This is a genomic window from Enterobacillus tribolii (assembly GCF_003363015.1).
Taxonomy (GTDB): Bacteria; Pseudomonadota; Gammaproteobacteria; order Enterobacterales; family Enterobacteriaceae; genus Enterobacillus; species Enterobacillus tribolii.
The window spans coordinates 1-22,206 of sequence record NZ_QRAP01000008.1 but is presented as its reverse complement, the minus strand read 5'-3'; the positions used below and the strand labels follow the sequence as shown (position 1 = coordinate 22,206).

General features: G+C 54.1%; 12 protein-coding genes and 2 pseudogenes. 12 read left to right on the top strand and 2 right to left on the bottom strand.

Annotation, left to right across the window (positions count from 1 at the left end):
• The 12 genes from tssK to C8D90_RS16145 all read left to right on the top strand — a co-directional run bounded on the left by tssK (position 1) and on the right by C8D90_RS16145 (position 20,806).
• Positions 1-1,347 carry a type VI secretion system baseplate subunit TssK gene (gene tssK / locus C8D90_RS16200; protein WP_115459515.1) on the top strand — a complete coding sequence of 449 codons (1,347 nt, stop codon included), beginning with the start codon at positions 1-3 and terminating at the stop codon, positions 1,345-1,347.
• A gap of 29 nt (positions 1,348-1,376) precedes the next feature.
• Positions 1,377-2,132, top strand: coding sequence for a type IVB secretion system protein IcmH/DotU (gene icmH, locus C8D90_RS16195; protein WP_115459710.1), 756 nt, complete (start codon positions 1,377-1,379; stop codon positions 2,130-2,132).
• Positions 2,129-4,729 carry a type VI secretion system ATPase TssH gene (tssH, locus tag C8D90_RS16190; RefSeq protein WP_115459514.1) on the top strand — a complete coding sequence of 867 codons (2,601 nt, stop codon included), beginning with the start codon at positions 2,129-2,131 and terminating at the stop codon, positions 4,727-4,729. The genes icmH and tssH overlap by 4 nt, the downstream gene beginning before the upstream one ends.
• On the top strand, positions 4,726-5,523 hold the full coding sequence (locus C8D90_RS16185) for a helix-turn-helix domain-containing protein (RefSeq protein WP_115459513.1): 798 nt from the start codon (positions 4,726-4,728) through the stop codon (positions 5,521-5,523). The genes tssH and C8D90_RS16185 overlap by 4 nt, the downstream gene beginning before the upstream one ends.
• Positions 5,520-6,164, top strand: a complete 645-nt coding sequence (vasI, locus tag C8D90_RS16180; RefSeq protein WP_115459512.1) for a type VI secretion system-associated protein VasI — start codon at positions 5,520-5,522, stop codon at positions 6,162-6,164. Before C8D90_RS16185 ends, vasI begins: the two co-directional genes overlap by 4 nt.
• Before the next feature lie 9 nt (positions 6,165-6,173).
• On the top strand, positions 6,174-7,583 hold the full coding sequence (tssA, locus tag C8D90_RS16175; RefSeq protein ID WP_115459511.1) for a type VI secretion system protein TssA: 1,410 nt from the start codon (positions 6,174-6,176) through the stop codon (positions 7,581-7,583).
• Positions 7,584-7,611: 28 nt separating this feature from the next.
• Positions 7,612-11,133, top strand: coding sequence for a type VI secretion system membrane subunit TssM (gene tssM / locus C8D90_RS16170; protein ID WP_115459510.1), 3,522 nt, complete (start codon positions 7,612-7,614; stop codon positions 11,131-11,133).
• 46 nt (positions 11,134-11,179) lie between these two features.
• Complete coding sequence (locus C8D90_RS16165; protein ID WP_115459709.1) at positions 11,180-12,547, top strand: VasL domain-containing protein; 1,368 nt, start codon at positions 11,180-11,182, stop codon at positions 12,545-12,547.
• Between the two features lie 771 nt (positions 12,548-13,318).
• The gene (locus C8D90_RS16160; protein ID WP_162844417.1) at positions 13,319-15,343 is read left to right on the top strand and encodes a type VI secretion system Vgr family protein; all 2,025 of its coding nucleotides are present in this window, start codon (positions 13,319-13,321) and stop codon (positions 15,341-15,343) included.
• Positions 15,344-15,346: 3 nt separating this feature from the next.
• Positions 15,347-15,802 (top strand): DcrB-related protein, encoded by a 456-nt coding sequence (locus C8D90_RS16155; protein WP_115459509.1) that lies wholly within the window; start codon positions 15,347-15,349, stop codon positions 15,800-15,802.
• Positions 15,795-20,441, top strand: a complete 4,647-nt coding sequence (locus C8D90_RS16150) for an RHS repeat-associated core domain-containing protein (protein ID WP_115459508.1) — start codon at positions 15,795-15,797, stop codon at positions 20,439-20,441. Before C8D90_RS16155 ends, C8D90_RS16150 begins: the two co-directional genes overlap by 8 nt.
• An 8-nt stretch (positions 20,442-20,449) precedes the next feature.
• On the top strand, positions 20,450-20,806 hold the full coding sequence (locus C8D90_RS16145; protein WP_115459507.1) for a hypothetical protein: 357 nt from the start codon (positions 20,450-20,452) through the stop codon (positions 20,804-20,806).
• A gap of 102 nt (positions 20,807-20,908) precedes the next feature.
• On the opposite strand, the pseudogene C8D90_RS16140 reads toward C8D90_RS16145, so the two are convergent.
• Both C8D90_RS16140 and C8D90_RS16135 read right to left on the bottom strand, forming a co-directional pair.
• Positions 20,909-21,106, bottom strand: a pseudogene (locus C8D90_RS16140) (SymE family type I addiction module toxin); the annotation flags it as partial.
• An 11-nt stretch (positions 21,107-21,117) separates the two neighbouring features.
• Positions 21,118-22,113: pseudogene (locus C8D90_RS16135) on the bottom strand (IS3 family transposase); the annotation flags it as partial.
• Positions 22,114-22,206 lie beyond the last annotated feature (93 nt).

The following is a 22,206-nucleotide window of genomic DNA, read 5'->3' as shown; positions in this document are numbered from 1 at the left end:
ATGCCAACCAGAAACCGGGTTATCTGGCGTGAAGGGCTGTTTGTTAAACCCCAGCATTTCCAGCAACAGCAACGCTATAACGATTACCAACTCGACGTGCGCCTGGACATGCTCAAACGCTATGGTTATGGCTTTCACTCCCTGATTTTGAATCATGAAGTGCTGAAACTGGGGCGTATCGGCCTCACCTCGGCCCAGGGCATTATGCCCGATGGTTCGTTGTTTGATATTCCGCATCAGGACCTGTTGCCGCCGCCGCTGGATATCGGCGCAACCCATGAACCCGGCAGCCGGGATATCTATCTGGCGTTGCCGTTACTTAATGACGCCATTAATGAAATCGAATCGGCGGAATCCGCCGGAACCGGGCGGGTACGCTATCGGGAAGTGCTGTCGAGCGTGCGCGATCTGCACTCGGAAGAGGGGGATGTCAGCTCACTGGTGCTGGCCCAACTGGCGCCGCGTCTGATGCAGGGGCACGAGGATATGAGCGCCTGGACGGTGCTTCCGTTATGCCGTATCCGCGAGAAACGTCCGGACGGCGCGCTGGTGCTGGATGAAGAGTTTATTCCTACCGGTCTGAATATCACGGTGTCCCCGTTGCTGCGCATGTTTATGGACGAAGTCCAGGGCACGCTGGTGGAGCGGGCGCGGATGCTTTCTCAGCGTATTGGTTCGCCGGGGCAGCAGGGCATCGCTGACGTCGCGGAATTCATGATGCTGCAGTTGTTCAACCGCTTGCAGCCGGTGTTCACCCATCTTTCCTACCAGAGCGTTTTGCATCCGGAAACGTTCTATACGCATTTAGTGCAGGGATGCGGTGAGCTGATGACCTTTACCGACGAGTCGCGGCTGCCCGGTACTTTTCCGGTTTATAACCACGATAATCTGACGGATACCTTCCATCCCCTGATTCTGATGATGCGTCAGGCGCTGAGTACGGTGCTTACCCCGCGCGCCATCTCCATCCAACTGCGTCAACAGGCGCACGGTATACGGGTGGCGACCATCAACGAGCAAGAGCTGCTTAACAGCGCTGACTTTGTACTGGCTATTCGCGCCCAGCTTCCGCAGGAACAACTGCGCCGGCAGTTTGTGCAGCAAACCAAGATTACTTCGCTTGAGCGTATCCGCGATCTGGTCAGCGTACAGATCCCCGGCGTGCCGTTGGTTGCGCTGTCGGCTGCGCCGCGCCAGTTGCCCTACCATTCGGGATACACCTATTTCATGTTGGACAAACAGAGTCCTGCCTGGAAGGAAGTTCAGCAGAGCAACGCCATTGCCTTCCACGTTTCCGGCGACTTCCCTGAACTGGATATGCAGTTCTGGGCGATAAGGGGGAGCTGATGGTGAGTGAGATAACGGCCGAAGCGCCCATGTCGGCCAGCGTTTCCGATGGCGGGGCGGTTAATGCCCGCCAGTATCAGTTGTTGCTGCGCGGCGATAGCCTCAACCCGATGATCGATGCGGCGACACCGCTGTTGGGAATGGTGTTGCGTCTGAAAGCCATGAGCAGCCAGGCCTTACCCGAACAGTTGTATCAGCAGGTGGTGGCCGACATTCAGTCGATAGAGCAACTGCTGCAAACCCAGGGGTATGAACCGGGAGCCATCGTCTCGTTTCGTTACGTCCTGTGCACCTTTATCGATGAAGCGGCGCTGGGGCATGGCTGGAACAGCGAAAACGGATGGCTGAAGCAGTCACTGCTGGTGCATTTCCATAATGAAACCTGGGGCGGTGAGAAAGTTTACGTGCTGTTGGAGCGTCTGATGGGGGAACCCCAGCGCTACCGCGACCTGCTGGAGTTTATCTACCTCTGTTTTTGCCTCGGCTTTCGTGGACGTTACAAGGTGACGGCCCAGCATGCTGATGAGTTTGACCGTATTTTTCGCCGTTTATACAACGTCATCCGCCAGATGCGCCCGGAGGCGGGTTCTCCGCTGATGTATCAGGGGCCGGCATCGTCACGCGGGAGGTACCAACTGATTAAGCGCCTGACGGTTAAGCAGGTGTTGATCGGCGGCCTGGTGTTACTGGCATTGATTTATCTGTTTTATGTTCTGCGTCTCAACGTACAAACCCAGGATATTTTGCAACAGCTCAATGGCTTACTGAGCGGAGGAAAACGATGATCGCGATTGATTTACCAATGCTGGTTAACCGGCTTCATCCCATTGCGCGTCACGGGCTGGAAAGTGCGGCAGCACAGTGCGTCAGTGCGCAGGAAGCAGAGATTACGGTGCCTCAGGTATTGTTGCAGATGGTGAATACGCCGCTCAGCGACGTGCGTCTTATCCTCAACCGCGCAGAGGTGGACTGCGAAGCGCTGCGGGAGCTGCTCGATAATGTGCAGACCGGCGGACGCAACGTAGCGGCTTCTTATCCTTCTTTTTCCCCGTTGCTGGTGGAATGGCTTAAAGACGGCTGGCTGCTGGCGTCGGCGGAATTCGGGCATGCGCAGTTGCGCAGCGGCGCGATGTTAATGGCGTTATTGCAGTCACCGAACCGCTATCTGCCGGCCAGTGCCGTACAACTGCTGTTGAAGGTGAATCGCGCGTTGTTGCATGAAGAGTTTGATGCCTGGACCGCCGAGTCAGCGGAAAGCGCCGCGGTGGTTAAGGGCGGGCAGGCGCAGGCAGGGCAGAGCGGTGGTGAAAGCCTGCTGGCGCGTTTTGCTACCGACCTGACGCAGGCGGCCCGTGAAGGCAAGTTAGATCCGGTGCTGTGCCGCGATGCTGAGATCGACCTGATGATCGATATTTTATGCCGCCGGCGTAAAAACAACCCGATTGTGGTCGGTGAGGCGGGCGTGGGGAAAAGTGCCCTGATTGAAGGTTTGGCGCTGCGGGTGGTGGCGGATCAGGTTCCTGAAAAATTGCGCAATACGCGCCTGATGACGCTTGACCTCGGCGCGCTGCAGGCAGGCGCGGCGGTGAAAGGCGAGTTCGAAAAGCGCTTCAAAGGCATTATGGCGGAGGCCGTTCAATCCGCAGAGCCGGTCATCCTGTTTATCGATGAAGCGCATACCCTCATCGGCGCCGGCAACCAGCAGGGAGGGCTTGATATTTCCAACCTGCTGAAACCGGCACTGGCGCGCGGCGAGCTGAAGACCATCGCCGCGACCACCTGGAGCGAATACAAAAAGTACTTTGAGAAGGATGCCGCGCTTTCCCGCCGTTTTCAGGTGGTGAAGGTCGCTGAGCCCACGGCCGCCGAGGCGACCGTGATTCTGCGCGGACTGCGCAGCGCCTATGAAAATGCGCACGGTGTATTGATTGATGACGAAGCTTTGCAGGCGGCTTCCGGCTTAAGCGAACGTTATCTGTCGGGCCGCCAGTTGCCGGACAAAGCGATTGACGTACTGGATACTGCTTGCGCCCGGGTCGCTATTAACCTGACGTCGCCGCCGCGCCAGATTTCGGCGCTGACGACGGAGCGCCATCAGTTGCAGCAGGAAATCGAACAGTTGGAACGTGAGCAACGGATTGGTTTACCGGGCGACGTCGGTTATCTGGCTTCATTGCATCAGCGTCTGGCGGCCCTCAGCGATACCCTGAGCGCTCTGGATTCCGACTGGCGCGGGCAGCAGGAACGGGTGCGCAAAGTGATTGCGCTGCGTGCCGCTTTGCTGAGCTGCGAAGGGCAGCCCGATGAGCAACAGATCGCGGAATTGGCGGCGCTGACGCAGGAACTTGATGACCTGCAAAAAGACAGGGCGCTGGTTTCTCCGCATGTCGGAAAGAAACAGATAGCCGCTGTGATTGCCGAGTGGACCGGCGTTCCGCTCAACCGGCTGTCACAAAGCGAGATGACGGCGATTACCGAGCTGCCGGAGTGGCTGGGGCAGGCGATCCGCGGTCAGGATCTGGCGATCGCGCATCTGCATAAGCACTTACTTACAGCGCGTGCCGACCTGCGTCGCCCGGGGCGTCCGCTGGGCGCCTTCCTGCTGGTGGGGCCAAGCGGCGTGGGTAAGACGGAAAGCGTGCTTCAGATCGCAGACACCTTATTCGGCGGGCGCCAGTACCTGACCACGATCAATATGTCGGAGTTTCAGGAGAAACACACCGTTTCCCGCCTGATTGGCTCTCCGCCGGGCTACGTGGGCTATGGCGAGGGCGGCGTACTGACAGAGGCCATCCGGCAAAAGCCGTATTCGGTGGTGTTGCTTGATGAAGTTGAAAAGGCTCATCCCGATGTCCTGAATCTTTTCTATCAGGCCTTTGACAAAGGTGAAATTGCAGACGGCGAAGGCCGGGTGATTGATTGCAAGAACGTGGTGTTTTTCCTTACCTCCAACCTGGGGTATCAGGTCATTGTCGATCACGCCGACGCCCCGGATACCCTGCAGGACGTTCTGTATCCCGTCCTCTCTGATTTTTTCAAACCGGCCTTGCTGGCGCGCATGGAGGTTATTCCTTTTATGCCGCTGGGCAGCGATACCCTGACGGAAATCATCACCGGCAAACTTACGCGGCTGGAAAACCTGCTGACCCGGCGCTTTGGCGCCACGGTAGCCATTGACGAGCCTGTCACACAGGAAATCATGCGGCGCGTAACGCGCGCGGAAAATGGTGCGCGCATGTTGGAGTCGGTAATTGATGGCGCCTTGCTGCCCCCGCTCTCTTTACTGCTGTTACAGCACATGGCGGCAGGTGACGGCATTCGTCACATTCGCGTCTTTACCGAGGAAAATCAGTTTAAAGCACAAGTGGAAACAAGCGCATGAGAAGACGACTAAAAAGCGTACTGGCATTACTGGAAAGCAATACCCAGGAACAACTGGTATTCAACTTTTTAGACGTTAATCAGCGCCGGCCGCGTTTTGCAGCACTGATGACGGGGATGGTAAATGCCGCCGAAGAGCGCATGGAGTGTTATGCGGTATCCGACACGCGGGATATCAATATTCAGCGCTTTGAAGCCAGTCTGCATGATGTTAATCACCCGCTGATTCACGTTTTGCGTAACGGCATCGCTACAACCTGGCAGACCCTGCACCGGGGAGTGCGTATTGAGGAAGCCCGGTTTCGTCATTTTGTGTACGAACTGCCCGGCGAGTGTGGGCTGTACGTCCGGCCTTTGTTTGATCACAACGCGGCGGCGTGCGGCGTTGTCGCGGCATTCAGCAATCAGCCGGAAGCGTATGGCAAACCAAACAGCGTCTTTAGCCTGAGTTGTGAGCTGCTTCAGTACCAACTGAAAAAGATTATGGAGCTGGATCAGTTACGACGCCATTTACGCCAGATCCAGGACGTATTTCAGGCTCAGCGGCAAAAACAGATGCAGCTTGATGCGTTGATAACAGAGCTCAGCTCCGCAACGCCGAAGGCGTTATCCGGCATTGCCAGAGATTACAGCGATATCGACGATCTCTACGCCGCGCTGGAAGAGTTTGAAAGTGAGATTTTGACCCAACGCCTGCGTCAGTTCGGGGCAGACAAGAAACGTGTGGCGACAAGCCTGAATCTGTCGCCGCGCACCCTGAGTTACAAATTAACGAAATACAGGTGTGAGGTATGAGAGCGTTGATCTGGCTGGCGTTGATTGGTGCCGGCGTGTTAGCGGCGCCGTCGCTCCGGGCTGATGACAAAGCGCAGCTGGCGGCGGTACAGGCCTGCCGTCAGGAACCGGCGCCGCTGTTGCGCCTGGATTGTTATGACAATGCGCTGGCTAATAACGAAATCCCGGTTATCCCTCAGCCGGCATTGGCCGGTGCGGCATGGCAGCGGGCGATGACGCAGGAGCGTCAACGCGACGATCATTCCACGACGTTTTTAGTCACCGACAGCGGCGGGGATAACCCCTTGGTGGTGCTGACCACGCCGGCTATCGGCGTTCCGCCGCCCCGCCCGGTGCTGATGTTCAGCTGCGTCGATAACATTACCCGCCTTCAGGTCGCACTCATGACGCCGGTACGGGAAAGCGACGGCACCGTTTTACTGGCGACTGAGAGAAGCAGTGTCAACGTAGGGTGGTTTGTTCGTGAGAACGGCTTTTTGCTGGAGTCCAGCCGCGGGTTGGCGGGGATTGAAGAGATCCGGCAGCTATTCGGCGCGCAGCGCCTGACCCTGACGCCGCCGGGCGCCTCCACGCGCCTGACGTTTAACATCACCGGGCTGGCGCAGGAGATCGAGCCCTTACGCAATGCGTGTCACTGGTAGGAGCGCGTAATGACAGACCAACATGAATGGCTGGAAAAACTGACAGCGCCGTTGCCGGAAGAAAAGATCCGCGCCCGGGTAAATGACGACAACCCGCACTGGGAGTTTATTGACGGAGAAATGGTCAAGCTGGGCGCGCTCAGCCACAGCACGCTGAATCTCACGGAGATACAGCAACGCATCCTGACGCTGTTGTCGTCTGAAAGTAAAGACTTTCGCCTGGTGGTGCATCTGCTGCGTACCTTACAGCATGCGGGCCAACCTCAGGACATCATTTTGGCGTTGCAACTGTTGTGCACCTGGGTGAGGGAATATTGGGAGCTGGCCTGGCCGGACAATTTGGTCATGAAGCGTCGTCTGGCGCAGCAGGTGATGAAGCGCTTCTCTTCTGCGGCGAATATTTTCATTGAACGGGCGGATCATGAACACCGCCAGGCCGTACTGGGTGAACTGGCGCATCTGGCGCAGCTCTGGCAGGGCGCAGAAAAAGAGCTGGCTAAAGAGGCAGATGCGTTGGGTGTGGTGTACCGGCGGCAACCGGAAAGAGCGCCGGTGGAGGCCGCCGGACCCGGCACTGCCGCCCAGCCGGTACAGCCGGTGACATTTTCCCCGGCCGTTGCGCCCGCGCCGGTGGTGGATATCGATGACTCCGGTGAGAAAGCCTGGCGGCACAGCCAGCTGCGCATGGCGGAAATTTTGTGTGAACGTCAGCCGGATAATCCGCTCGGTTACCGGCTGCGGCGCAATGCGGTGTGGCAGGGGATCAACAGCGCGCCGTTGGCGCAGGCGGATGGCAGAACCCCGTTGGCCGCATTTTCCGCCGATCGAATGGCGGAATATCTCGGCGGTGCGACGAATCCCGATCATGCGTTATGGGAACAGGTGGAACAGAGTTTGACGTTGGCGCCTTACTGGTTTGAGGGGCACCGTATCTCCGCCGGCATTGCGCGAAAACTTGGCTACGAACGTGTGGCTGAGGCTATCCGTGAAGAACTGGGGCTTTTTTTACAGCGTTTGCCTCAGTTGAGCGAACTGAGCTTTAACGACCGTACGCCGTTTCTGTCTGCATCAACGCAAGACTGGCTGAGCGATGCGCCGGCACAGGAGACGACGTCTGCCACAACGGTGCGGCTGGTTCAGAGCGACATCGACAACGAGGCGGTGTGGCAGTGCTGGCGGGAACAGGGGCTGGAGGCGGCGCTGGGCAAGATTGATGCCCAGGCGCAGCAGCAAACTCCGCGCGGGCGGTTTTATTGTCAGCTGCTTGGCGCCCGGCTTTTGGAAGACGCCGGCATGGCGGCGCTGGCGCAGCAGAGCTACCGGCATCTCTATCAGGTAGCACAGGGAATAACCCTGCCGGACTGGGAACCGGACCTGATTACGCAGCTGGAAGAACAACATATGAACAGTGAAGGATAACCATGGAGCGGAACAGGAGTCTTAATCAATGAAAGTACCGGGATTTTTTCGTGTGCTAAAACCTGCCCTTCCGAGGTTTAAAGCGTCTGCCTTGCTGTTGCTGGTGGTTGCCTGGTGTGTGGCGGTGTTCTGGGTATGGTGGTGGGGGCCGGAGTGGGAGTTCGGCCAGCAAAAACCGCTGGCTACCCCGCTCAGCCGCTGGCTGGTGACGGCGGTGCTGGTGTTAATTGCCCTGGGCTGGCTAACCTTGCGCATTCTGCGCCGTTTACAGCAACTGGAACGCCTGCAGAAGCTGTCGCGCGAGGAGGTCAAAGATCCTGTCAGTACCGATATCAACCATCAGCGCCGTTATCTGACCCGCTGGCTGCTGCAACTGGAGCGTCACCTGAACACCCGGCGCTATTTGTATCAGTTGCCGTGGTATTTGGTGATCGGCAGCCGCGCCAGCGGTAAAAGCACCCTGTTGCAGGAAGGGCAGAAGCTGGCGCCGCTGTTTGTTCCTGAGAAAATGAAAGGGGAACACAGTGCGGATCTTCACGTTCATTGCTGGGCCGGCGAGCAGGCGGTCATGCTGGACGTTGATGGCCTGCTGATTGAACAACCGCTGGGCCAGGATGCGGATAAGCCGGAGGTGTTCGGCCGTCTGTGGCGGGATCTGCTCAAATGGTTGGGTGAAGTGCGTACCCGTCAGCCGCTTAACGGCGTTGTGCTGACGGTGAATATCGGCGAGTTCATGACGCTCAATAAGGCGCAGCGTGACGCCTGGTTGGCGACGATGCGCCAGCGTTTGCAGGATCTGCGCTTGCGGTTGCACTGCCAGTTGCCGGTATACGTTGTTCTGACTCACATGGATCTCTTTTACGGCTTTGATGCCATGTTCCAGTCGCTGGATAAAACTCAGCGGGAGTCGGTGCTGGGCGTGACATTTTCTCAGCAACCGGATGTCTGGCGCAAAGAGCTGGATGCGTTCTGGCAGGGCTGGATTGCGAAAATGAACGACGCGATGCCGGGGATGATGATTAATGACGTAGACGGCGGCCAGCGCAGCCTGCTGTTCAGCTACGTTCGGCAGATGTACGGGCTGCATGAGTATGTGGTGCAACTGCTCGACGGCATCCTCTTTAACGATGAGCATCCGCCGTTGCTGCGGGGCGTATATCTGACGTCTGCCCGCCAAAGCGGGCAAATGGATGACTTGTTCGTGCAGAGCGCCGCGGCGCAGTACCACCTGGGAACGCAGGCTTTCCCGACATGGCCGCTCGGCGACAGCGCGCCATATTTTACCCATGCGTTGTTTAACAGCGTGTTATTTTCCGAGCCGAATCTGGCCGGTGAGAATACTGTGTGGCTGGAACAGTCCCGCCGCCGTTTGATGTGCTTCTCCGCGGTTGGCGGCGTTGCGCTATTGTGCCTGTTTTACGGCTGGCATCACTATTATCAGACGAACTACCGGGCGGGCGTGGAAGTATTAGCCCAGGCGAAGTCTTTTCTGGAAATTCCTCCGCCGGTGGAAACGGATAATTACGGTAATCTGCAATTGCCGTTGCTGAACCCGATCCGTGAAGCCACGCTGGCCTATGGCGACTACCATGAACGCAATGCTTTGCTGGCGGATATGGGGCTGTATCAGGGCTACAAAATTGGTCCCTACGTCGAAGATACCTACCTGCAACTGCTGCAGCAGCGCTACCTTCCCGCGCTGATGAACGGATTACTCAAAGCGTTGAACGAAGCGCCGGCAGGAAGCGAGGAAAAGCTCAATATACTGCGTGTAATGCGCATGCTGGAGGATAAGAGCGGCCGGAATAAGGCCCTCATCGAACAGTTTATGGCCGAACGCTGGAGCCAGCGTTTCAGTGGGCAGAACAGCCTGCAGGGGCAATTGATGGGGCACCTGGAGTATGCGCTGGAACGTACGGACTGGCGGACGTTGCGCGCGCAGGGAAATCAGGAAGCGATAAGCAGTTTCTCTCCCTATGCGCAGCCGATTCGTGACGCCCAGCGCGAGCTCAGTAAGCTCTCCATCTATCAGCGGGTCTATCAGAGCCTGCGGGCCAAATCACAACAGGTGCTTCCTTCCGATCTCAACTTACGCGATCAAATCGGCGCGAATTTCGACACGGTGTTTACCGCGAATAACGAGAAGCTGCTGCGGATCCCCCAGTTTCTGACCAGTTACGGGCTGAAAAACTATTTCGTTAAGCAGCGCGATGGGCTGGTGGAGTTGACGGCGATGGACAGTTGGGTGCTCAACCTGACGCAAAACGTGCAGTACAGCGAGGCCGACCGTAAGGAGATTCAGCGGCACATTACGGAACAGTACCTCAGCGACTACAGTGCGACGTGGCGTGCTTCGATGAGCAATCTGGAAGTGCTGCAATTTGATGATATGCAACAGGTGATCGCCGCTCTGGAACAGGTGATCAGCGGCGATCAGGTATTCCGCCGCGCGTTGCAGACGTTGCGTGATAACACTCAGGCGCCGGCGTTGCCTGAAGGAATCCCCGATAAGGCCCGCCAGGAATTTCTGGATACCCAGGACTACCGCCTGTTCGCCCGCATCAGCCGCGATTTTGCTCCGGAAAACAGTGTGCTGATGGAGCAGAAAGATGGCAGCGGCGTACTGCAGGGGGTTTACCAGAAACTGACGGATTTGCACCGTTATCTGCTGGCGATTCAGAACTCGCCGACGCCCGGAAAGTCCGCGTTGAAAGCGGTTCAGATGCGCCTGAGCGAAAACAGCAGCGATCCGATTTTTGCCGTTCAGCAAATGGCGAAAAACCTGCCGGACCCGTTGAATCGTTGGGTGGGTGAACTGGCTGAACAAGCCTGGCGCGTCGTGATGATTGAGGCGATTCAGTACCTGGAGATTGAATGGGGCAACTCGGTGGTGAAACCCTGGCAGACGTACCTCTCCGGGCGTTACCCGTTTACACCGAATGCCCGGGATGATGCGCCTCTGAGTGAGTTTGAACGCTTCTTTAAACCCGGCGGCACGCTGGATGCGTTCTATCAACAAAATCTCAAACCTTTTATTGAGAACGAACTGACCTGGGGAAGCGATGGACAGGTACTGATTCGTAGCGACATCCGCCAGCAACTGGAGGCCGCGCAGAAGATTCGCGAAACCTTCTTTACGCCGCAAAACGGTCTGGGGACGCAATATGCGATTGAAACGGTGGAACTCTCGTCGGGTAAACGACGCAGCGTGCTGAATATGGACGGGCAACTGTTGGAATATACCCACGGGCGCGCGCGTACGGTACACCTGGTGTGGCCGAACTCCATGCGCGCCGGGGTGGAAAGCAAACTGACCCTGGTGCCGGATATCAGCGATAAAGCACCGCGCAGTATAGGTTTCATCGGCCCCTGGGCGCAGTTGCGGCTGATTAACTCGGGGCAGTTGACCAGCGTGAGTGAGGGATCATTCAACGTCCGTTTCAACGTTGACGGTGGGTACATGATTTACCGCGTACACGTAGATGCATCGGATAACCCGTTTGCCGGCGGCTTGTTCAGCCGGTTCAATCTGCCGGAAACATTGTACTGACAGCGACCCGGCGGGAAGCCGCCGGGTCTTCGCGGGGTGAATGACTGTGAGCGAACAAGCACAAAATATAGTGATACATACCGGCGGCGATCCGCGCCATTTGCCGGAGTTTGAGGCTATTCGGTCGGAAATTAATAAAATTAACCATCCGATGCAGCCGGAGGTGGACTGGAAGCTGATCGAATCGCTGGCGCTGACCGTTTTTCGCCGTAACGGCGTGGATCTGCAAACGACGGTGTATTACACCCTTGCGCGCATGCGTCTTGCCGGGTTGGCCGGATTTACTGAAGGGTGTGAGTTATTGGCCGGCGTCGTTACCGCAGAGTGGGAGCGCTGCTGGCCGGACAATGAAGCGGCCCGCATTGAAATCCTGGACTGGTTCAATGCAAAAGCGGGAAATGTGCTGCGTACGCTATCGTTCAACGAGAAAAACCTGCGCTTGTTATACCGGGCGGAAAGGGCGTTGCAGCTCATTAATGATAAGTTGCAGCAGGTTCCGTTGCGCCGGGTTCCTAAAATAGAAAATCTGTTGATTTTCATCCAAAACACGGGCCGCCGCGTCGAACAGAAGAACCAAAAAGAACCCGCCACTGCCCGGCGGGCGCCGACGGAAACGCTGGTGTGGATGCCGGTTGCAGAAAGTCCGCCGGGATTGGCGTCCGCGCTACCGACACCGGAACCTGTAGCGACAGAAATGCCGTCAGTGGACCCCGTAGCTGAACCCCTGATCGTTCCTGCCGTCGCGCCAGGAAGCGCCGTTGTATACCGCAAAACACGCTGGCGCTTTCAGGGATTTTCTCTGGGGGTGCTGTGTTCACTGGCGGCTGCGGTTTGCGCTTATTACGTCCATGTCATGCCGATGAAGGACCAACTGGCGCAGGTGGCCCGGCAGCCTTTGGGAAGCGCTTTACTCTGGCTGGGTCAACCTGACGTGGAAAGCTATGGTCAGCAACTGAACCGCCTGGCGACAGCGCCGCCTTATTCTGTTTTGGAGCTGGGGGAACGCTCGGTAGCGCTGGCGCAGCAACGCTGGCCGCTGGATACGCGGCAACGTGTGGAAACACAGCGTTGGCGGGCTGCGATGCAGGCTGCTAATGAAACAACGATCCCGGATGGTGGTTATGTTCGCGTGCAGCAACGTCTGGAGAGTCTCAGTAATGAACTGCTGGAGCAGGAAAGAGTGCGGGGTGGATTAACCATTTCTTATTTGAAAACTGCGGTATATCAGATGCAGAGCGCAATGGCGGCGGATGTGCCTTTGGAAGCGCTGTTAGGGCAACTTGAGGCCATAACGCGTGATGGCAAACCGGCGCCGGCAGGGTTGTTAAAGCAGATCAATGATCGCTGGGGGGTAATAAATGGACATTATTATAAGTTAACTCATCTTTCTGATCCCTCCTTAAACCCGGGATGAGATGTGCATGTTTCTATCGTTATCTGACGAATTTCTGCGCTGAAATGAAATATGCAGTTTAATAAGCGATGACAACGGGAGGGTATGGCGCTGAAATATATTAATACACAGAAGATTAAATTATAAATTTTGCCGGAACGATATCATTTTTTATAAAGTTAAGGCGCTGCGGGATAATTTATTACCTTTGGGTGGGTGTATTTATCTCATTGTTTTATATGTATTTTATTTATTGGTTTGAATGATTTTATGCTGTTTATTTAGTCTTTCTGTGTGTTATCGTAGCTGCTGGCGTTTTATCTTTTAATAGCGGTTTTATTATTTAAGACATACACACTTTGCAGTGTCGGCCGGCAAGCCGGCAACTTCACTATTTTCTGCAGAAAATATGACAAAATGGAGCTGGTAATGTTTTCTGATGATAGCAAAAAGAATCCTGTTCCCGGTGGGATTGCCCCGAATAATATCGTTGCGCCGCAAAACACGACGGACCTGGGCGCTAATGAGATCGCCGGTATAGCAGGAAGTGTCGCGCAGGCGGCTGGCGGTAAAGTTGGGAAAGCGGTTAGCAGCGTGGCCAAAGTCGCGCAGGCCGCTTCCAACGTAAAAGTGCCCGGTGATGGCCTGATGAAAAATATTGTTTCCCCGGACCTGCCTTCCGGCTCTTTGCCGTCGCTGCCCGGTGGAAATGCAGCATTGATGAAGAACTTTGCCGGTGCGGGAAGCCCGGCGACAGCGATGAACTTTGCTTCGTCAGGTGATAATCCGTTAATGAAAAATGTCGTCGGCAGCAGCGGGGGTATGCCCACGTTGTCATCTGCCGGCAGTGCTTTAATGGGCGCGATGGGCACGGGGCCGTCAGGCCTGCAGTTCACCCTGACGGTGGATGGGTTGCCGCCTGATACGTTCGTGGTCGTGGATTTCTCGCTGACGGAATCTTTTTCCTCGCCTTACATCCTGCAGGCGGGGTTAGCCAGCGCCGATCCGGCGGTTAGCTTTGAAGCCGTATTAGACAACAATGCCGCATTATGTGTCTGGCGTGATGGTGAATTACAGCGCCGGGTTACCGGAATTATCGCCGCTTTTGAACAAGGCGATACCGGTTTTCACCAAACGCGTTACAGCATGATTATTCGTCCTTCTCTGTGGCGAACCTCTTTGCGGCGCAATTCGCGTATTTTTCAGCAGCAAACGCCGGAAGAAATCATTACGACGTTGCTGCGTGAAAGCGGGGTGGTGAATGTCGCGTTCTCTCTGCGTAACAGCCATCCTGCGCGTGAGTTCTGCGTGCAATATCAGGAAGATGATTTTTCATTTATTCAGCGTATCAGCGCTGAAGAAGGCATGTACTACTACTTTGAAACCGGGGAGGGCGGTGAAACGCTGATTTTCGCCGACGATGCCGGTACGCTGCCCGCAGGGCCAACGCTGCCCTGGAATCCGGCGAAAGAGGCGCAAAGCAAGGAGTTGTGCGTCAATGCGTTCCGCCGCAGCGTACAGATTCGTCCCGCTACCGTCGAGCTTAAAGACTACACCTTCAAGAACCCCAACTGGCCCGGTAAGTTCAATGAGCAGGCGCGCGAGTTGCACAACCAGCGTCCGGATTATGAGTATTACGACTTCCCCGGCCGTTTCAAAGATGAACAACACGGGAAAGATTTTTCCCTTTATCACCTGGATGGCTTGCGTAACGACGCTGATTCCGGACACGGGCAAAGCAATGCTTTTCAACTTTATCCCGGTTTGCTGTTCACCCTGACGAACCACCCCCGGGCGGATTTAAACACCCGCTGGCAGGTGGTGAGTATCACCCATACCGGGCGGCAGCCACAGGCGCTGGAGCATGAATCCGGCGAGCAGGGCACGGTTTTGTACAACCAATTCAGTTTTGTGCCGGCCCCGCAGACCTGGCGCCCGGCGCCGTTGCCCAAACCCAAAATGGACGGCTCGCAGATAGGTATCGTGGTCGGGCCGCCGGGCGAAGAAATTTACTGTGACAACTTCGGCCGGGTGCGGGTGCAGTTTCCCTGGGATCGCTACGGCCAGTCTGACGACAAAAGTTCCTGCTGGATACGTGTATCACAACCCTGGGCCGGGCAGGGCTGGGGGATGATCGCCACACCGCGTATTGGTCAGGAAGTGGTGGTGGACTTCCTGCACGGCGATCCGGACCAGCCGATCATTATTGGCCGTACTTACCATGCCAATAATCTCCCTTCTATCGGGCTGCCGACGGCGAAGACCCAGATGGCGTTTCGCAGTAAGACGCATAAGGGGCAGGGGTATAACGAGCTGAAGTTTGAGGACGCTAACGGGCAGGAAATGTTGTCGATGCATGCGCAGAAGGATATGTCGACGACGGTATTGAATAATCGTACCACTGTGGTTCTCGCTAACCACGCAGAAAGCGTCACCGATAATCAGAGCATTCAGATTGGGAAAAATCAGTCGATCAATGTTCTGGCAAATCAGGGTACTCAGGTAAAGGAAAAGCAAAATACACTCGTTGGCGGCGACAAGATTATTAATGTAGGAGGCGGCATTCTTATGGCTTCCGCAAAAGGGTTGCGGCTTGTTTGCGGAGAGGCGGTGTTGGAAATGAATGCCGAAACCGGAAATATTTCCCTGATATGTAATAACTTCAATATTTATGCCAAGGATCTCGGGCAGATTACTGCCGGGAGTTTATTAGACTTGAATATGGATGGCGCAAAACCGGGGACGACCACAGGCCCAAGCGTGGGTGATATTAAGAGTGCGATTGCCAGCGCTTTCTCAGGGAAGGGAGGGAAGTAAAGCATGATGTACCTCATGAATGAAGGCTCGTTAACACTGCCGTTTGATTACGCCGACAGCAGTATGACGATTTTAAAATTCCCTGAGCAGAAATCGAGTTTGACTATCGTGCGTGGTGAAATGCCGCCTGAACTTTCTTTAGCCGAAACGGTTGAATTACAGAGAAACTTGTTTCAAAGGGAATTTAAAACGGTTGTTCTGGGAGATACCCGAGACGTCGTGCTTGGCAACGCTCTTGCTTTAAAGGGAAAAGAATTCTTCTGTATGTTTGATAGATCAAATATCAAGCAATACCAGATGAATTTGCTGATTAAACAGCGTTCCTGTTTTATCACCTTTTCTTATACCCAGCTTCATGCATTCACTAATGAAGATTTAGCATCCTGGGAGCGTATTAAGTCTGATTTTACTCCGGATCCTCAGTGGTTCCAGTCGGTTACGGAGGCGCCTCATGAGTGACGGGAAGTATTTGGCGGCCAGAGAAACGGATGTCCTGTTGCATACTTCGTTGCTCGCGGATTTTGTATCCGGCGTGGTTAAAGGCGCCATTTATGCAGCCGCCGGTGCTGTGGCCTGCGCTGCGATGGCAGTCACGTTCCCGGCCTCTCTGGTTGTCGGGGCGGCGGTTGGTCTTTCGGTTGGTTTTGTATTTGGTGAGGCCGTTGATGCCGTAGCGGACACGGTGGCAAGTTGGTTCCCGCCATCCGAAGACGGCATAATCGTTACCGGCTCCAGTAATGTACGTACAAAAAAACTTGCTGCGGCACGCGCGGCCGGAAAAATAGAGCGGGAAGCATTGCTGAGCATGATTGCTTATGACAAGGAAAACCCGCCCAAAGGAAAAGCCGAACAGATTGCGGAAGGTATTCTGCAAAAGGGATTAACGCTATTAAAATGGACCACCCCAGCCGGCGCGCTTATATCCGCTTATGAAGGGCTAAATGCTGACAAGGGAGCGGCTGCTCAGCAGCCAACTAATCCTCCTCCTGCGAATGAAAATCCGGCGGCGAAACCCGGTTTTTGGGCGTCGGTCGGCAACAGCATAATGTCTCCCGTCGTAGCAGGCGCTCATCCCAAGGCATCGCCGGCGGATATGGATAAAATAACCTGTAAAAAATGGCATTTTAACGACGGTGGTCTTTACCTTGCCGAGGGTTCAAAGCGCGTCCAAATCAATAGCCAACCTGCCTGCCGTAAGGACGATCGCAGCACCTGTGAAGCTAAGATCGCACCAAAGCAAGAAGGCAGCAAAGTCCGTATTGGCGGTGACAGCGTTGTTGTGCGCGATATTCATAGTGGTAAAAATCCTTTTGCATCAATGGCTGGTGAAATTGTCGGCGGGATTTTGGTAGGGCTGGCCGCCGCCGGTCGCCAGGCGGTCATGACCTGTCTTAAAAGCGCTGCCTGCGATCTGCTTATTGATACTGCCGTGACGGCGGTTACCACGGTGGGTTCTGCTGCGATTGGTGAGGCGATATCCCGGGCGACATCGTCGAATAACCCTGTTCACTACGCCAAAGGCAGCAAAATATTAGCGGATGATGCCGAGTTGGACTTCGTGCTTGAAGGGCAAATCCCCCTGTACTGGCAGCGTATGTACAATAGTCAAAATGAACGGCAAGGGATGTTAGGCACCGGATGGAGTCTGCCTTTTGAGTTTTCGCTTGAGATCCGGGATCAGCAGGGTGAAGAGGCCATTTTTTATATTGACCGTTCAGGCCGGGAATTAGGGTTGGGTGTGTTACTTAAAGGAATGAGCGCCCGATATATTGACGAAGGTTTTACGCTGTACCGTAGTGCCTATAACCAGTTTCTGCTGCAAACGGATTTTGGTCTGTATTATTTATTTGAAGAGCATCCTCTGAAGGCCAATCACTTCCGTTTGCTTCAGCAACTCGATCGCCATGAAAACCGGTTGGACTATCATTACGACCAGGAAGGCCGGCTCCGGCAAATTATTGATGATGCCCAACAGTTACAGGTGGCTTTCAGTTACGACCCGCTGTTGTCGCGGCTGACCCAGGTAAAGCAGATTATTTATCGTCAGCAGGAACGGGTTGAGAAATCGCTGGTTCAATATCATTACAACACGCAGGGTGAGCTCATCCGGGTCAGTGACGCAGATGAGATTATTACGCGACGTTATGCTTATGATCCCGACCATCATCTGATGGTGAGTCATGGTTACGCCACGGGCCTGACGGCGCACTATCGTTATCAGTTGTTCCCTGCCCTGGGCGATGAGGCGGCCCATTACCGGGTCGTGGCGCATACGCTTCAGGATGGTGATGTTGTGCTAGAGTCGATGCGCTTCAACTATGACCTGGCACTTAAACAGGTGGAAGTCGTCGAGGATGGTAAAGGCAGCAGCTACCGGCGCTGGGGGGAAAATTATCTTATCCGCGATTTTGTCGATGAGATGGACAATATCTGGCAATTTGAATGGAATAGCGCGGATAAATTAACCCGAGTCACCGATCCGGACAATAATGCGTGGCTGTTCGAATACGACCTGTACGGCAATTTAGCACACAGCGTCGATCCGGAAGGGCAAAAAACACATACTAAATGGGATGAGGATTTCGCTTATCCGCTTATTCGGGTGATGCCGAATGGCGGAAAATGGTACTACCGTTACAACGATAAAGGTGACCTGGTTTCGCTGACCGATCCGCTGGGAATGGAAACCTTATTTGCCTACGACGGTGCGGGTAACCGTATTTATCAGCGCGATGCGAAAAATAACGAGACCCACTACAGTTATAACGCGCGCGGGCAATTACTGAGTCAGATAGATTGCTCAGGAAACGTGACGCGGTTTATTTATGATGATTTTGGTCAGTTAAGTACCGCGCAAAACGCACTGCAGCAGACCGACCATTTTGTCATTTCTCCGGGAGGAAAGCTGCTGGAGCGGGTATTGGCCAATGGCGCGACCCGTCAGTATCACTACAATACCGCGGGTTTGTTGAGCCAGATTGGTGAGAACGGTGACATTCGTACCCGTTATCGTTATAACGCCCGTGGTCAGGTTGTGGAGCAGAGCAACAGCGGGAAGGCGCTGCGTCTGGAATATGATAATTATGGCCGGTTAAGTGCGTTATATAACGAAAAGGGTGAACCTTATCGTTTTCAATATAATGTACTTGATGCGCTGGTCCGGGAGGAGCGGCTTGACGGTACGGCCCGGCGGATGGCGTATAACCGGCTGGGTTTTTTGATAAAAGAAACGCTGTTGGGGCGGGATGGCGGGACGCTGGACACCACGCTGGTGCGCGATAAAGTTGGTCGGCTGGTGCGCAAAGAGCAGGCGGATTACCGTACGGAATATGCATACCCGGCCCGTGAACTGCACATCCGGCATATCCGGCAGAGCGATTATCAGTTGGCGCTGTCTGAAAACAGGGAGCCGGATTATCAGAAACTCGTCTTCCATTTTGACGCAATCGGGCAGTTAACCGGAGAGCATAACCATAACGGGCAGTATCGTTATGAATATGATGAGCTTGGTAATCTGGTAAAAACGGCGTTTCCCGACAAGAGCGAGTTGCAACACTTCTATTATGGCAGCGGACACCTGTTGCAAAGCAAGTTCACCCGTGGCGCGCAACAATATCTGTTGGCGGAATATACGCGGGACAACCTGCACCGGGAGATGAGCCGTACGCAGGGGGCGCTGACGGAGTTCACGGAGTATGATGCTCTGGGGCGCATTACGGCGAAGCTCTCCCGGGCAAGCTCGACGGGTAATGTGTTCCGTGCCAAAATCGCGCGTCATTATCAGTATAACCGGCAAAATCAGCTGCAGACGATGAAGCTGACGCTGGGTCAGGGCGAAGGTATTTTCGACTACGGCGAGACAGAGACCGTCGATTATCAGTATGATGAAGCGGGGCAGGTGCTTGCCCGTTATGCCGGGGTCGGGCCGGAAACGTTTCGCTATGACGCGGCGGGCAACCTGCTTGATAATACGCCGGTGGCGTGGGGTAATCAGGTAGAGCAGGCCGGGCACTTTCATTATGCCTATGATGAGTTTGGGCGAATGTGCCGGCGCACCAACCGGCTGAACGGGCAGGAGCAGCACTTTCATTATGACAGCGACAGCCGTGTCACGGCGGTAGCGTTTACGCGCCATCCGCGTTACAAGCGGGTCAGCTATGACTATGATGCGCTGGGGCGGCGGATTGCCAAAACGCTGGAATTCTCAAGCCCGTATGAAGCGGACAGGCGGACTGAATTTCACTGGCAGGGAATGCGGCTGTGTGGTGAGCAGGCCGCGAACCAGGCGCTGAGTTATTACTTCTATCATGAAGGCAGTTATACGCCGCTGGCCCGGTTTGACTGCAATGAAGAGGATGATAAGGCCGCAGAGCCGGGCGATTTGTGGTTTATGCATGCCGAAGCGAACGGGATGCCGCTGTTATTGAGCGACAGGGATGGTAATACGGTCTGGCAGTCGCTAAACTCGGGACTGTTTGGTAAGGTTAAGCGCGAGAAAAGCACGTTATCGCCGTATGTGGCGAGGCAGAATCTGCGTTTTGCCGGGCAGTATTATGATGAAGAGACCGGGCTTCACTATAATACGTTCAGGTATTATGATCCGGAGTGTGGGCGGTTTACTCAGCCGGATCCGATAGGGCTGGCGGGGGGAATTAATCTTTATCAGTATGCGCCGAATCCGTTAATGTGGGTCGACCCTCTTGGATTAAATGTTTATGAAGTAGGAAGCTATACCGATTTAAGAGATATAGTTAAGGGTGGGAATACAGGGCTTGATGCCCACCATGCAGGGCAAAAAGCTATCATGAAAGATCTTGTAGAAGGATATGATCCTAAAACTGGCCCATCAATATTAGTTCCTAAAGAAGGGCACACAATATCTAAAGATGGTGTTGGTATAGTTTCTCGTAGTAAAATAAATCCTGCTACAGGCAAACCGTTTACTAATGCCAGAGATTTGCTCGCTAGGGATGTGTTTGAATTAAGACGGGTTTATCCAGATATACCAAATAGTGCTCTTCAAGATTTAATCGCAAAAAACAAAGAAATGTATCCCGAAATGAGAAAGTCTAAACCTAACGGTAAAGCTGGCTGCTAGGAGTTAAAATGAAGAAAGACGAATTGGTTGTTACATCGTTGTTGTCTGAGCTTTTAGGCGAAACACTAAATTACTATATAAGTAATTTAACTGATTCAGCCAAATCAGTTGGAGATGATGACCCTTATTCAAGAGCAAGAAGTGTTATTAAAAAATTATCACTTGAAGAGCAAGAGAAGATTTTCAATTTTCTGAAGTTGGTCATTGTGGATACAACTTCAACTGTTCTTGGCACAATTGATGGTTCACATTTTCCACCAAATATTGATGGTGATTTCACGCTTGAGTATGAAGGTGACGAAATACAAGGGTCACTACAGGATGAATTGATATCAAAAGCAGAAGAAATTGGTATTTATAAATAATGATGTTTTTAGGTTTTTTTATTCGTAGGCTTCAATAGTTTTAATTATCTATATGAAATCAATGCCGGGATAGATTATCAAATCTTCCCGGCTTTTTATTGTTTAACCTTCGTTCAGTACACTAAACATCCCGTCTTTAATTCCCTTAACCACCTGTTTAGCCTGATAAAGCTGTTCGCGCAGTTCCTGCACTTCGTTGCTCTCAGCCATCAGCACAATACACCCTTCCGAAACCTTTACCGTCACGCCGCGCCCGGTCTCAAATCCCGCCTCTTTCAGCCAGTCGCCTTTAAGGTGTAAGCATACCTGTTTTAGTTCCACACACTTTTTGAGAATTCCGGGTTTTCTGCCATCAACCGGTACTCTTCCGGCGTCAGGTTATTCAGGGATTCGTGGGGCCGCTCGCTGTTATATTCCGTCAGCCAGCGCTCTGTAATTTCCCGTACTTCATTCAGGGTTCTGAACAGATAAAAATCCAGTATCTCTGTTCGGTAGGTCCGGTTAAAACGTTCTATAAAGGCATTCTGCGTCGGTTTGACCGGCTGAATAAACTCCAGCATGACGCCATGCTCTTCAGCCCACTGCGCCAGAGCCAGTGAGACTAATTCCGGTCCATTGTCTATCCGCATCTTCAGCGAGTATCCGCGGTTTGCCACTATCCTGTCCAGCACCCGGACGACACGCTGAGCCGGGATATTCAGGTCAATTTCAATCGCCAGCGCTTCCCGGTTAAAATCATTCACCGCGTTAAAGGTCCTGAAGCGTCTGCCACAGCTCAGCGCATCGTGCATAAAGTCTATCGACCAGCTCTGGTTAAGCGCCTCAGGCGTTGCCAGTGGTGCCGGGTTACGCGCAGGCAGGCGTTGCTTTCCCTTACGGCGAAAATTCAGTTTTAACAGACAGTAAATCCGGTGAACACGCTTATGGTTCCAGGTGTTACCTTGCCTGCGCAAGCGCTGGAACAACTTCTTAAATCCATAGCGCGGATAGCGCTCTGCCAGTTCTGTCAGCGCCTGGAGCACCGGCTCGTCACGTCGGGTATCCGGTTGATAAAAATACACCGTCCTGCTCAGCGATAATGTCCTGCATGCCTGGCGGATACTCATCGAAAACGTGTCTTTCAGATAATTGACGAGTTCACGCTTTATCGCTGGCTTTAAAGCTTTTTTTTCGATGACGTCTTTAAGCGCCCGGCATTCCAGACTGAGGTCAGCAAACATCTGTTTAAGACGACGATTCTCATCCTCAAGCTCTTTCATCCTTTTGATATCAGAGGCTTCCATACCACCGTACTTTGCTTTCCAATTAATGGGATGGACTACCTCCTCCCTCTACGGTTAACTGTACGAAATATGCTCAGCAGGAGAATCACCATGAATATCGTATTTCTGGGTATTGCT

Excerpts from the sequence above, each read along its gene's own strand:
- tssK (WP_115459515.1), top strand. The coding sequence starts at position 1 with ATGCCAACCAGAAACCGGGTTATCTGGCGTGAAGGGCTGTTTGTTAAA.
- icmH (WP_115459710.1), top strand. The coding sequence starts at position 1,377 with ATGTCGGCCAGCGTTTCCGATGGCGGGGCGGTTAATGCCCGCCAGTAT.
- tssH (WP_115459514.1), top strand. The coding sequence starts at position 2,129 with ATGATCGCGATTGATTTACCAATGCTGGTTAACCGGCTTCATCCCATT.
- C8D90_RS16185 (WP_115459513.1), top strand. The coding sequence starts at position 4,726 with ATGAGAAGACGACTAAAAAGCGTACTGGCATTACTGGAAAGCAATACC.
- vasI (WP_115459512.1), top strand. The coding sequence starts at position 5,520 with ATGAGAGCGTTGATCTGGCTGGCGTTGATTGGTGCCGGCGTGTTAGCG.
- tssA (WP_115459511.1), top strand. The coding sequence starts at position 6,174 with ATGACAGACCAACATGAATGGCTGGAAAAACTGACAGCGCCGTTGCCG.
- tssM (WP_115459510.1), top strand. The coding sequence starts at position 7,612 with ATGAAAGTACCGGGATTTTTTCGTGTGCTAAAACCTGCCCTTCCGAGG.
- C8D90_RS16160 (WP_162844417.1), top strand. The coding sequence starts at position 13,319 with ATGAAAAATGTCGTCGGCAGCAGCGGGGGTATGCCCACGTTGTCATCT.
- C8D90_RS16155 (WP_115459509.1), top strand. The coding sequence starts at position 15,347 with ATGATGTACCTCATGAATGAAGGCTCGTTAACACTGCCGTTTGATTAC.
- C8D90_RS16150 (WP_115459508.1), top strand. The coding sequence starts at position 15,795 with ATGAGTGACGGGAAGTATTTGGCGGCCAGAGAAACGGATGTCCTGTTG.
- C8D90_RS16145 (WP_115459507.1), top strand. The coding sequence starts at position 20,450 with ATGAAGAAAGACGAATTGGTTGTTACATCGTTGTTGTCTGAGCTTTTA.